General features: G+C 47.6%; 12 protein-coding genes. All 12 read left to right on the top strand.

Features of this window, described 5'->3' with window-relative positions; translation table 11 throughout:
• Nucleotides 1-5 precede the first annotated feature (5 nt).
• Nucleotides 6-383 (top strand): chorismate mutase, encoded by a 378-nt coding sequence (gene aroH, locus MKY85_RS19035; protein WP_253438600.1) that lies wholly within the window; start codon nucleotides 6-8, stop codon nucleotides 381-383.
• A 693-nt stretch (nucleotides 384-1,076) separates the two neighbouring features.
• A complete protein-coding gene (trpE, locus tag MKY85_RS19030; protein ID WP_342570550.1) occupies nucleotides 1,077-2,645 on the top strand; it encodes an anthranilate synthase component I in 1,569 nt (522 codons plus the stop codon).
• Nucleotides 2,646-2,713: 68 nt separating this feature from the next.
• Entirely contained in the window at nucleotides 2,714-3,754 is a 1,041-nt protein-coding gene (gene trpD, locus MKY85_RS19025) for an anthranilate phosphoribosyltransferase (protein WP_342573424.1), read from the top strand.
• Nucleotides 3,744-4,532, top strand: a complete 789-nt coding sequence (trpC, locus tag MKY85_RS19020; protein WP_342570549.1) for an indole-3-glycerol phosphate synthase TrpC — start codon at nucleotides 3,744-3,746, stop codon at nucleotides 4,530-4,532. Before trpD ends, trpC begins: the two co-directional genes overlap by 11 nt.
• A gap of 35 nt (nucleotides 4,533-4,567) precedes the next feature.
• Nucleotides 4,568-5,269, top strand: a complete 702-nt coding sequence (locus tag MKY85_RS19015; protein ID WP_342570548.1) for a phosphoribosylanthranilate isomerase — start codon at nucleotides 4,568-4,570, stop codon at nucleotides 5,267-5,269.
• Nucleotides 5,266-6,465: a tryptophan synthase subunit beta gene (gene trpB / locus MKY85_RS19010; RefSeq protein WP_342570547.1), complete on the top strand. Its 1,200-nt coding sequence runs from the start codon at nucleotides 5,266-5,268 to the stop codon at nucleotides 6,463-6,465. The genes MKY85_RS19015 and trpB overlap by 4 nt, the downstream gene beginning before the upstream one ends.
• Nucleotides 6,462-7,268, top strand: coding sequence for a tryptophan synthase subunit alpha (gene trpA, locus MKY85_RS19005; protein ID WP_342570546.1), 807 nt, complete (start codon nucleotides 6,462-6,464; stop codon nucleotides 7,266-7,268). The genes trpB and trpA overlap by 4 nt, the downstream gene beginning before the upstream one ends.
• A gap of 86 nt (nucleotides 7,269-7,354) precedes the next feature.
• Nucleotides 7,355-8,455 carry a histidinol-phosphate transaminase gene (hisC, locus tag MKY85_RS19000; RefSeq protein WP_342570545.1) on the top strand — a complete coding sequence of 367 codons (1,101 nt, stop codon included), beginning with the start codon at nucleotides 7,355-7,357 and terminating at the stop codon, nucleotides 8,453-8,455.
• A gap of 26 nt (nucleotides 8,456-8,481) precedes the next feature.
• Complete coding sequence (locus MKY85_RS18995) at nucleotides 8,482-9,576, top strand: prephenate dehydrogenase (RefSeq protein WP_342570544.1); 1,095 nt, start codon at nucleotides 8,482-8,484, stop codon at nucleotides 9,574-9,576.
• 710 nt (nucleotides 9,577-10,286) lie between these two features.
• Nucleotides 10,287-10,880, top strand: a complete 594-nt coding sequence (locus tag MKY85_RS18990; RefSeq protein WP_062835180.1) for a sigma-70 family RNA polymerase sigma factor — start codon at nucleotides 10,287-10,289, stop codon at nucleotides 10,878-10,880.
• Nucleotides 10,877-11,512 (top strand): hypothetical protein, encoded by a 636-nt coding sequence (locus tag MKY85_RS18985; protein WP_339235188.1) that lies wholly within the window; start codon nucleotides 10,877-10,879, stop codon nucleotides 11,510-11,512. The genes MKY85_RS18990 and MKY85_RS18985 overlap by 4 nt, the downstream gene beginning before the upstream one ends.
• Nucleotides 11,513-11,555: 43 nt before the next feature.
• Nucleotides 11,556-12,155 (top strand): histidine phosphatase family protein, encoded by a 600-nt coding sequence (locus MKY85_RS18980; protein WP_342573422.1) that lies wholly within the window; start codon nucleotides 11,556-11,558, stop codon nucleotides 12,153-12,155.
• Nucleotides 12,156-12,193 lie beyond the last annotated feature (38 nt).

The raw sequence follows: 12,193 nt of genomic DNA, 5'->3' as shown, positions 1-12,193 counted from the left end.
CAGCAATGGTCACACGGGGAATTCGCGGGGCTACAACAGTCACGCAGAACAACGAAGAACAGATTTTGAAAGAAACGGCTGTATTGCTGCAGGAGATCGTGGATCGCAATGAGATCCAACCGGAAGATATCTGTAGTGTGTGGATTACGTTAACTGGGGATCTGGATGCTGCTTTCCCGGCAAAAGCTATCCGCCAACTGGATGGTTGGGAACTCGTACCACTGATGTGTGCGCTGGAAGTTCCAGTTAAAGGTGCATTGGCACAATGCATTCGATTCATGGTACATGTCAATACAAACAAAGCTCAGAACGAAATCCATCATGTGTATCTGAACGGTGCACAGGCATTGCGTCCGGATCTGGCAGCACCTTCTGGATCTTAAAGAAGCAGGTTGTCAAACCGATCATAATGATGTATAGTGAGAACCAGTTGAGTAGAGTAGAGATTGAGCTGAGAGCAGCTGAGCTAGTGGAGTATATAGCAGAGTCCAGTGGGTGGTAACCGGGGCAACAGAAACCGGTCAACTGATTCACGGTACGTCGTGCTACGGAAGTTGTAACAGGAACAGGGAAGCAGCAAATGTGTCGTAGGACACCTTTTGTGTAGATATATATCGGTACAACACAAACATGTACTCTCCCATATTTTACGAAATATTGGAATGAGTAGTTGATGTGTTATAACTGATTTATTTTCCCGCATTGGATGATGTAACATGCATCAATCCAGAGACCTGTAATAATCCGAGAGCGAAGTATAGGGACTTGTTATTTATGAAGCATCACCCTGTTGAATACAGCTTATAACCAAACCTCTACCTGATGGTAGAGGTTTTTTCATTGTATATTGAATTGTTTCTTCTTCCCCTATAAGTTCAACTAATATTTTACACGATAACGAAGAGGACAGAAATAACGTGAAGAAGCGAAGCGTTCGCCTTTATCCCCGGATTTTCCCTTTAGAAAGGGAATCAAAAAATCTGGGGATAACAGCGATCGGAAGGTTGTTCAGTCATCGGAGTGCTCAGTGTAACCTCTTTAGTTGAACTTACCTAAATCTGAAAGGACGTGATTTGATGATAACGCCAAACGTTAATCAAGTACTGAAAATGTCAAATGAGTATAATCTGATTCCGGTAGTCAAACGGATTTTGGCAGATATGGAGACTCCGATTCGAATATTCCGCCGTTTTGCTGACAACGACCGGGCATTCCTGTTGGAAAGTGTAGAGGGAGGAATCCAATGGGCGAGATACTCGTTCATCGGTACAGATCCGTTTCTAATGATTTCGGCCAAGAAGGGCCGGATTGTAGTGGAAGAAGCGGGACAGACTCGTGAATTGCCAGGCAAACCGATTGAAGAACTGAAAGCACTGTTGCGTAAGTACCGCAGCCCCAAAGATGATGAACTGCCACCATTCACAGGCGGGGCAATTGGTTTCTTCGGATATGATCTGCTGTCCTATTATGAGAAGCTTCCAGCCCACGCGCTGGATGATCTGAATATGGATGACATCCGTTTTATGTTCTGTGACCAGATTATCGTGTTCGACCATGTGAAGCAGCAGATGTTGCTCGTCGGTAATGTACACGTCAAGGATGGTGCAACGGATGATGAGATACGGCAAGCGTATGCGGTGACTTCGGAGAAGCTGGAGCAGGCCGCTGAACGATTGCAGCAGCAAGGACCAGGGGAAAACCTGAATCCGCGTTCCATTCCGGGAGACGTGGAGCTGGGAGATATTCGCTCCAACCTTACGAAGGAACAATTCATAGGTAATGTAGAGCAAGCCAAAGAGTACATTCGCGCAGGTGATATTTTTCAAGTGGTATTATCCCAGCGTTTTCACATTGATACAGAGGTTTCTCCGCTTCACGTGTATCGCGTGCTTCGGACCCTGAATCCATCACCTTATATGTACTACCTCAAAATGGATGATGAAATTATCGTCGGCACTTCGCCTGAAGCACTGGTCAAGGTGGACGGAAATCGTGTGGAGACACGTCCGATTGCGGGAACACGTCCACGGGGGGCAACCGAAGCGGAAGATCGTGCACTCGCTGCTGATCTGCTCCAGGATGAGAAGGAACGTGCGGAGCATCTCATGCTGGTTGATTTGGGCCGTAACGATCTGGGTCGGGTATCCAGCTTCGGCAGTGTGAAGTGTGACATGTTCATGGAGATTGAACGGTATTCTCACGTGATGCACATGGTATCCAACGTTACGGGCGAGCTAAGAGATGATAAGGATTTCTTCGATGCGTTCCTCTCATGCTTGCCAGCGGGTACCGTATCGGGTGCACCGAAACTTCGTGCAATGGAGATCATCGCGGAACTGGAGAAAGAGGCACGCGGTGCATACGCCGGAGCGATTGGATACCTCGGTTTCTCGGGTAACATGGACTCCTGTATTACGATTCGTACGATTATTTTCAAAAAAGGAAAAGCATATGTACAGGCCGGAGCAGGCATCGTGTGGGATTCAGTGCCTGAGAATGAATATGTAGAAACGGTTAACAAAGCCAAAGCATTGCTTAAGGCGATTCGAACAGCAGAAGCCATGTTTCCTGCCAAAGAAAAGGACAGCACGTTGAGATTGGCAAATGCAGATTACTTTGTCACACCAGCGGCCGTTAAAAACTGAGAGAGGAGAGACCGGAGATGAACATAAACCCGATTATGAATGAAAACCCTGTAACCCCGATTACTGAGATGACTCGCGAGAATGGCATGAAGAATGGATTAGCGAAGATTTTGGAGGGCAGCCATCTGGAGCAAGCCGAAGCGCGAGATTTGATGTATTCGATTATGAGAGGTGAGGCAACGCCGGCTCAAATCGGAGGTTTGTTAATAGCGCTGCGTATGAAGGGCGAAACGGTGGATGAGATCACCGGTTTTGCTGAAGCGATGCGTGGTCAAGGCGGACGGATTCTCACGGATGGCAGCGGCTTGTTGGACACTTGTGGAACAGGCGGATCGGGAATTCATAAATTCAATATTTCCACGGCATCTGCCATTATTGCTTCCGCCGTCTCGGTTCGGGTCGCCAAACATGGCAACCGTTCAGCTTCAGGCAAAGCAGGTAGTGCAGATGTATTAGAGGCACTCGGTGTAAATATCCATCTGAACGGGGAACAGGCCAGACAATGTCTGGATGATATCGGAATTTGCTTCTGTTTTGCCCAAGTATATCACCCTTCCATGCGACATGCGGCAGGACCGAGAAAAGAGCTGGGTGTGCGTACCATTTTCAATATGCTCGGACCCTTAACCAATCCTGCGGGAGCAGATCGCCAATTGCTTGGTCTGTATGATCGTTCCCGGACGCCGATGATCGCTGAAGTGCTGAATCGTCTTGGTCTCAAAAGAGCGTTGGTCGTGGCCAGTCATGATGGTTTGGATGAAATCAGTATCTCGGCGCCAACTCAGGTATCTGAACTTCGCAATGGTGAAGTGCACACCTACGATATTGATCCACGTGATATGGGCTTGTCTCTGCATCCGCTCGAAGCGGTGCTTGGAGGAGATGCGGTACAGAATGCCGAAATTATTAAGAGGATCTTCCAGGGTGAGCAGAGTGCCTACCGTGATGTCGTACTGTTGAACGCTGGAGCATGCATCTACGTATCCGGCCTTGCAGATAGCATTGCTGAAGGGGTCACACTTGCTGCTGAAGCGGTAGATTCAGGCAAAGCTGCCGGGAAGCTTGAACAGTTAATTCATACAACGGAGGCGTACAGTCATGTATCTTGATCGAATCGTTGCAACCAAACATAAAGAAGTAGAAGTATTGGCACAGACATTTCGCATGGATGAGGCTATCCAAAAAATCGAACAACTACCCGCAACCCGGGGATTTGAACAAGCATTATCAAGCAGACGTAATCGCAAACTCGGCCTTATTGCTGAAGTGAAGAAGGCTTCACCATCCAAAGGGTTAATTCGCCCGGATTTTCATCCGGTAGAGATTGCTGCTGCTTATGAGCGAGCAGGTGCAGACTGCATCTCCGTATTAACGGATGTGTCGTATTTTCAAGGGAGCAACGAGTACTTGCAGGCGATCCATCAAGCGGTGAATATTCCGTTATTACGCAAGGATTTTATTATAGATGAGCGACAGATTGCCGAGGCAAGATTGCTGGGTGCGGATGCGATCCTGCTGATTGCCAGCATTCTGACACCTGAACAGATTCGTCAATATCTGGAATTTGCCAAAAGTTTGGGACTGGATGCCTTGATTGAAGTTCACGATCGAACAGAACTGGAGCAGGTATTGGAGATTCCGCAGGCAAGACTTGTGGGCATTAATAACCGTAATTTGAAAACATTCGAAACCAGTCTGAGCACGACACTGGAGTTGATGGAATTGATTCCAAGTGGGGTCACTTTGATTAGCGAAAGTGGTATTGACGGACCAGAATCAACAGTGCCGCTGATCCAGGCCGGTGTTCATGGTATTCTCGTAGGTGAGCATCTCATGCGCAAGGATGATGTCGAGGCGGCTGTATATGATCTGATGGGACCCAAATGATGAATACTTCCATACACGATGGCACAGGTGACAGTATGTCTGAACGGAGAAACCCGCTGCCAGCGGCCGTAAAAATATGTGGACTTCAGGACGTTGAAGTGCTAAAATCGATGATAAACTTGCCTGTGGATTACATTGGTGTTGTTTTTGCCAAATCACGCCGCCGAATCGAACCCGAGCAGGCTGCTGTATTAAGAACGGTGTTGTTTGAATGGTCTGCCTATGATCGGCCTAAACTTGCGGGTGTATTTGTGAATCCTACGCTGGAAGAGCTTGAACACATTATGGAGATTGCTCACCTGGATGTTATTCAGCTACACGGACAGGAGACTGCGGAATTCTGCCATCAGGTCAAGCAGCGGTGGAATGCCGAAGTATTCAAGGTTTTTTCTTTTCCCAAAGATGAAACGGGTCCGGAAGCTGATGATGTAGCCATAAGGGCTCTTGATGCTTACGATAAATTCGTTGATGCGATATTGCTCGATACCCATGATCCTCTATATGGAGGGGGCTCCGGGAAAACATTTGCCTGGGAGCGAATTCCTGCCTATGCGGAATGGGCGAAAAGTCGCGAAATCTCTCTGTTCGTTGCAGGAGGTTTGCAGCCGGACAATGTACAGCAATTAATACAGACATATGCACCTTTCGGCGTCGATGTATCCAGTGGCGTTGAGACTGAAGGTGTGAAGGATATTGCCAAAATTACAGCATTCGTAGAAAGGGTGAAGCAGGCATGACACATCAATTGCCGGATCAACACGGGCGTTTCGGTCACTTCGGAGGCCGCTTTGTACCTGAGACACTAATGAACGCACTTATTGAGTTGGAGGAGGCATACAGCCACTTCTCTGAAGATGAGGAATTCAACAAGGAACTGAATTATCTGCTGAGCGAGTATTCTGGACGTGAAACCCCATTGTATCATGCAGAGCAATTGTCACACCGATTGGGCGGACCGAAAATTTATCTGAAACGTGAAGATCTCAATCATACAGGCGCGCACAAAATTAATAACGCCATTGGACAAGGTCTGCTTGCCAAACGGATGGGCAAAAAGAAAGTTATTGCCGAAACGGGTGCAGGTCAACACGGCGTTGCAACGGCAACTGTAGCCGCATTGCTTGGACTGGAATGCAAAGTATTTATGGGCGAAGAAGATACAGAGCGTCAGCAGTTAAACGTATTTCGGATGAAGCTGCTCGGAGCAGAAGTAATTCCGGTTACGTCCGGAACACGGACACTGAAGGATGCTGGTAATGAAGCGCTTCGCTACTGGGTCAGCAATGTGGAGGATACGTTCTATGTGCTTGGATCAGTGGTTGGACCTCATCCATATCCGATGATGGTACGGAATTTCCAACGAGTGATTGGTGATGAGACCCGTCGTCAGATTCAGGAGATCGAAGGACGTTTGCCGGATGTAATTGTAGCAGCTGTCGGTGGAGGAAGTAATGCAATCGGCATGTTCTATCCATTTATCGGTGACCAGGATGTGAAGCTTGTTGGCGTTGAAGCCGCAGGCAAAGGGGTCGATACCGAGTATCACGCTGCGACGATGACCAAAGGTACGCATGGTGTGTTCCAGGGATCTATGAGTTACCTGTTGCAGGATGAGTATGGACAGGTTCAGCCAGCACATTCCATCTCGGCCGGACTTGATTATCCGGGTGTTGGTCCGGAGCATTCCTATCTCAAGGATATTGAACGGGCAAAATATGTACCGATCACGGATCAGGAAGCACTTGATGCTCTGCAACTCCTATGTCGGACGGAAGGAATTATTCCTGCTCTGGAGTCTGCACATGCGGTTGCCCAAGTTGTCAAACTGGCGCCTGAACTCACAGCAGATGATATTGTAGTCATTTGTCTGTCGGGACGTGGAGACAAGGACGTTGAATCGATCATGAAATACACGGGAGGCGACTTGGGATGAATCTGATGGACCAGACCTTCCAGCAATTGAAGCAACAGAACCGAACGGCACTTATTCCATTCTTAACCGTGGGAGACCCGGATGTGGATACAACGATCGATATCATCAAGGAGCTTGAGCAGGCCGGAGCGGATATTTTGGAATTGGGTGTTCCTTATTCCGATCCACTTGCAGATGGTCCCGTCATTCAGCGTGCTTCCGAACGTGCGCTGAAAAGCCAGATTACCATTCGTACGGTTATGGAAACCGCAGCAAAAGCTCGTAAGGCAGGCGTGAAATTGCCGTTTGTGCTGTTCACCTATTATAATCCGGTCTTGCAGACCGGGTTGGATGTATTCTTTGAAGAATTGATCAAACACGATATTAGTGGCATGATCATTCCGGACTTGCCAATTGAGGAAGCGGAAGAGATGCGACAACGTGCTAATCGCGCGGGAGTACATCTGGTGCCACTTGTTGCACCTACATCTAATGCACGGATTGAGCGGATTGTGAATGGAGCAAGTGGCTTTATCTATTGTGTATCTTCCCTTGGAGTAACCGGAGAGAGAGCTTCTTTCTTTGATGGCGTAGAAAGCTTCATTGAGACGGTGAAAAGTCTGACAGACGTCCCTGTAGCGGTAGGTTTCGGTATTTCTAGTCATGAGCAGGTGGAACATTTCTCCCGCATCTGCGATGGCGTTGTTGTAGGTAGTGCCATCGTTCGTCAGGTGGAAGAAGCGATCCCTCTGCTTGGAAATCCGGACACGCGTGCAGAGGGGCTGTTGCAAATTCGCAACTTTGTGGCACAATTGAAGGGATAGAGTTGTCTTGAAAGTACATCCCTTGGACACATGAGGTGCACGCTCATTCGTGTCTAACATTATTTCAATAACAGGAGGCGGTCGGGTTGAAACCGAAATCCCAGATTGTCAATCTGCCTGTGTACCAACCGGGCAAACCGATTGAAGAAGTGAAACGTGAACTGGGGCTTGAACAAGTCATCAAACTGGCCTCCAACGAAAACCCATACGGCAGTTCTCCTGCCGCCCTGGAAGCCATTACGAGAGAAATGTCTAACATAAGCATATACCCAGACGGTAGCTCGGTTGAGCTGACGGGAGTTCTTGCCAAGCATCTTGGTATTAAACGGAACAACTTAATATTTGGTTGTGGTTCTGATGAGATTATTGCTTTGATCACGAGAGCTTTCTTCTTGCCGGGTGACGAGACCATCATGGCAGATCAGACATTCTCCGTATACAAAAGCAATGCCGATATTGAAGGAGCCGTTACCATCGAAGTGCCTCTTAAAGATGGAACGCATGATCTGAGCGCGATGCTTGCGCAAATCAACGACAAAACGAAAGCGGTCTGGGTGTGTAATCCAAATAATCCGACAGGTACGATTATCTCTGAGCAGGAACTTACAGCCTTTATGGACCGTGTACCTGCTCATGTGATGGTTGTACTGGACGAAGCTTATTATGAATTCGTAACCGATGAAGCATATCCGCAAAGCATACCATTGATCGAACGGTATCCGAACTTGGTCATTCTGCGGACATTCTCCAAAATTTATGGTTTGGCTTCGCTCCGGATCGGATACGGCATCGCACGTCCCGAAATTATTGATTTGATTAACCGTGTACGTGAGCCGTTTAACACTTCGCGATTTGCACAGGTTGCGGCAACCGCTGCACTACTGGATCAGGATTTTGTTCAAGAGTGCGCGAAGCGGAATGCAACGGATCGGGATTTCCTGCAAAATGAATTTACACGGCTCGGATTGTCGTATTTCCCTTCACAAGGTAATTTCATTATGGTTGATCTGAACATGCCTTCGGCAACGGCGTTCCAATCCTTGCTGAAACAAGGCATTATCGTTCGCCCAGGATTCCACGTATACCCAACTTACATTCGTGTGTCCGTCGGAACATCAGAACAGAACCGTGCATTTGTCACGGCACTGGAGAACACGCTGGCTGAGAAGGCGGTAGCAAGCCCTTAATACTGGCGATGAAAGAGTGAGGACCCATGAAACTAAAAATTGCAATGATTGGTGTAGGACTCATCGGCGGTTCACTTGCGCTCTGCTTCAAAGGCAAGCCAGGTGTAACCGTGATGGGCTATGCCCACTTGGATGAACTGAAGGACAAGTACATAGCGAGCGGTGTAGTGGATGATGCTACGCTCTCACTGGAAGAAGCGGTAGAGGATGCCGACTTTATTTTTTTATGCGTTCCCGTAGGTTTGCTTGAGTCCTATTTCGAGAAGCTTTCCAGGCTGCCATTGAAGAAAGGATGTATCATCACGGATGTAGGAAGCACCAAGGCTTCCATTGCCGCTTGTGCCGAGCATGTGCGGCTGACTGACGCTTACTTCATTGGTGGTCATCCTATGGCAGGGTCGGAGCGTGCAGGCGTGGATGCGGCCTCAGCCGTGTTGTTTGAGAATGCATATTATGTCTTAACCCCTTCAGAGCAAGTACCTGAAGAAGCTTACAGCAGGTTGTCGGAGCTGCTTGCCTATACGCGCGCACAGATCGTGCGTGTGGAGCCTCTGCTGCACGATGACATCGTGGGTGCGATTAGTCATTTGCCACATGTTATTGCTGTTGCGCTGGTCAATCAGGTGCGTGAATATAATGAGTCAAATCCGCTGTATAAAATGCTGGCTGCAGGTGGTTTCCGGGATATTACCCGGATTGCGTCCAGTGATGCAATTGTATGGAGAGATATCTTGCTTAGCAACCGTGATGTCCTAATGGGCTTGCTTAAGGACTGGAATAGCCAAATGACGGCCTTTACGGATATGCTGGAACATAAGAACGGTGATGGCATAGAGGAAGCATTCCGTCAGGCCCGTGAGTTCCGCAGTGTATTGCCCGAACGACGCAAAGGCATGATCTCACCGTTATTTGATCTGTACACCGATGTCCAGGATGCTCCGGGTATGATTGGTAAGATCGCAACTGAGCTTGGGGCGAATGACATTAACCTGAGCAACTTGGAGATTATCGAAAACCGGGTGGATGTGCCGGGCATCATGCGTCTGTCTTTCCGTCAGGAAGAGGATATGGAACGAGCCAAGACATTGTTGGATTCCTTAGGCTATCAAGTGTGGGTATAAGACGAGAAAGGGGGCGAAAGCCCTCTTTTTTTGTGGAGTTGCATTGGAGTTGTTATATGAATTTCCTCAGAAATCAAAGAGGGCGATATATAAAAGATGAATGCAAATATTAACCTCTAAACTAGAGGTAATTCCTTTTTGAAGACAAAAAAAAGACCGCTTACAAAAGCGGCCATTGCTCACGTGGAGCAATACAGTTATTGGATAGGAGTGGAGAGAAACCATACTGTACCCTTATTATATGTATACGTTTTCATTCTGTCAACACTTTAAATAAAATTGTTTGAATTAATTATATCTTTCGGTAATTCAGGATAATAACTCCTTTTTTTGAGGGCCTGAAATCAAAAAAATATCACATTTTTGTAACCTTTTTAGCACTTCGTCCGTCTATATATGAAAGGCTTACCAAAAAGGCTCTAAATGAAGTCATGAACGTGAAAATGACTGCATATGAATGACAGGTCGGGTTCTGTGGACAGCAATGGATTTGCCAGGATGATGCAGACCGTTGTACAATAAATACTGTTAATGTAGAAACGTTGGGGAAATTGCCATTACATAGGGGAATTTGGCGGGAAGGCCAGTTATGGCGCTGAACGCTGTTTATATGCGGTGAAAACCGCAACTTTTTTGTGCCTGTTCGGTAATACATGGATAGAGTCGAACGGGGAGAAGCACATGGATGGGCGAGGAGGGGTCGCACTCAAATGACGGATTCCCAGTTGATTCGAGAGATCAAGGAAGGTAACCTGGAGTTATATTCCGAGCTGATGAGTCGTTATCAGCGTAAAATACTGGCTTTCGTATATCATATGTTGAAAAGTTCCAATATGGAGCTGCTTGCGGAAGATCTCTGTTCTGAGACTTTCTATAAGGCGTTCCGCAGTCTGCACTCTTTCCGTGAGGTGGATGCCTCATTCTCAACTTGGTTATATACCATTGCGAGAAATACGGTACTGAGTGAGCTTCGCAAACAGCGCAGCGGAAATGTCCCACTTGAAGAGAGCGGGATTGTTCCCGTTGCTCCTTCGGAGAATGCACCGGAGTATGCTGTACTGCGCAGCGAGCGGGTGATGCTGGTTAGAGATGCGATTAACAACTTGCCGGAGAAGCAACGTTCTGCGATTATACTCCGCGAGTATGATCAACTAGACTACCAGGAGATTGCGAATATTCTTGGGCAGAGCGTCAGTTCTGTGAAATCGCTATTATTCAGAGCAAGATCAAGCGTAAAAACTCAATTGGAACCTTATTTCTTCGAACCGGTGTACGAGCCATATGAAGGGATGAAGAACCGATGAATTGCAATGATGCCCAGGAACTGTTTGCACTGGTCTGGGACTTGCCGGAGAATCATCCTCAGCGGATTGCATTTCATGCTCATCTCGCTGGTTGTGAAGACTGCTCCGAGCAGTTTGAGGTTTGGGAAGAAGCCCAGATCTTGCTGCACAGCATCCCGATTCCAGTGACAGAACAACAGGCAGAGAGAGTGAACCGTAACGTTATGGACCGGATTTATGCGGAGTCTCCATGGTTATTGCCGGAGGAGGCAAAGGTTAATCGTTTCTCTGCTGCGATCCGCAAGCATATGTCTTTGTGGATTGCCGCGTTCCTGGCTATTTTTTTATGCAGCTTTCTGTACATGGCAATGTTTAAGCCAGATGTGTCAGAAGCTGAGCAAACCAAAGTTGTTGCTACGGGTATTCTGGAGACAGGAGTTGCCGGAAGCGCACCTTCGTCATCTGGATTATATCAGTACGACATGACTGGAGCGGATAGAGGAAGCATTATCGAACCTTTTGTAGTGAGTATGGGACCTGCTTATCCGCAGTATTGGATGGCCCTGTCTTTACTTGCAATTGGAATGGCGTTATTTTCTCTTGGCCGTATGCATCGAACAACGAATAAACGTAAACAAAGTGCGAGTGCATAGGTAATAACCTTTCGTTCGCCGTGTGGAGAAATGAGGGATGAAAGTGCGAATCGGGCTTATTCGTCACGGTCTTACAGACTGGAATGCGGCAGGCCGTATACAGGGGCAGACTGATATACCTCTGAATGGGGAAGGTCGTGAACAGGCTGAGCGACTGGGAAGACGTCTGTTGACTGAAGATTACCAGTGGGACCATATCATCACAAGTGGATTATCGCGGGCACAGGAAACAGGGGAGATTATCTCCAAACTGTTAAATGTACCTATGCTTGAGCCGGACGCACGGTTGAAAGAAAGGGCTTTTGGTCAGATTGAAGGTCTGACGTCAGAAGAGCGGGTTGCCCGTTGGGGCCAATCCTGGGAGACATTGGACTTGGGACAGGAGAAGATTGCGGATATCCAGCTTCGTGCAATGGCGTTTCTGGAAGATCTATGGTCTGCCTATTCGGACCAAAACGTACTCATTGTCACTCACGGAGCTTTTCTGGCCAACCTGTTATCAGCCTTGTTTAAAGATCGGTATACGCAGCGGATTGGAAACCTGTCACTGACGATCCTGGAAAAGGAACGTGATGACTGGAGTCCGCTGTTATATAATTGCACACGACATCTGTCTTTGGACACAGCAAAACAACCTGAGTAATCCAACTTGGGTTGTTTTTTTGTATTTTAGGGGGAATA

The sequence above is a fragment of the Paenibacillus sp. FSL R5-0749 genome (assembly GCF_038595085.1).
Classification (GTDB): Bacteria; Bacillota; Bacilli; order Paenibacillales; family Paenibacillaceae; genus Paenibacillus.
This window is presented reverse-complemented; position numbering and strand designations above follow the sequence as displayed.

What these genes read in the sequence shown, in the direction of transcription:
- aroH (WP_253438600.1), top strand. Translation starts at nt 6, where the DNA reads ATGGTCACACGGGGAATTCGCGGGGCTACAACAGTCACGCAGAACAAC.
- trpE (WP_342570550.1), top strand. Translation starts at nt 1,077, where the DNA reads ATGATAACGCCAAACGTTAATCAAGTACTGAAAATGTCAAATGAGTAT.
- trpD (WP_342573424.1), top strand. Translation starts at nt 2,714, where the DNA reads ATGACTCGCGAGAATGGCATGAAGAATGGATTAGCGAAGATTTTGGAG.
- trpC (WP_342570549.1), top strand. Translation starts at nt 3,744, where the DNA reads ATGTATCTTGATCGAATCGTTGCAACCAAACATAAAGAAGTAGAAGTA.
- MKY85_RS19015 (WP_342570548.1), top strand. Translation starts at nt 4,568, where the DNA reads ATGTCTGAACGGAGAAACCCGCTGCCAGCGGCCGTAAAAATATGTGGA.
- trpB (WP_342570547.1), top strand. Translation starts at nt 5,266, where the DNA reads ATGACACATCAATTGCCGGATCAACACGGGCGTTTCGGTCACTTCGGA.
- trpA (WP_342570546.1), top strand. Translation starts at nt 6,462, where the DNA reads ATGAATCTGATGGACCAGACCTTCCAGCAATTGAAGCAACAGAACCGA.
- MKY85_RS18995 (WP_342570544.1), top strand. Translation starts at nt 8,482, where the DNA reads ATGAAACTAAAAATTGCAATGATTGGTGTAGGACTCATCGGCGGTTCA.
- MKY85_RS18990 (WP_062835180.1), top strand. Translation starts at nt 10,287, where the DNA reads ATGACGGATTCCCAGTTGATTCGAGAGATCAAGGAAGGTAACCTGGAG.
- MKY85_RS18985 (WP_339235188.1), top strand. Translation starts at nt 10,877, where the DNA reads ATGAATTGCAATGATGCCCAGGAACTGTTTGCACTGGTCTGGGACTTG.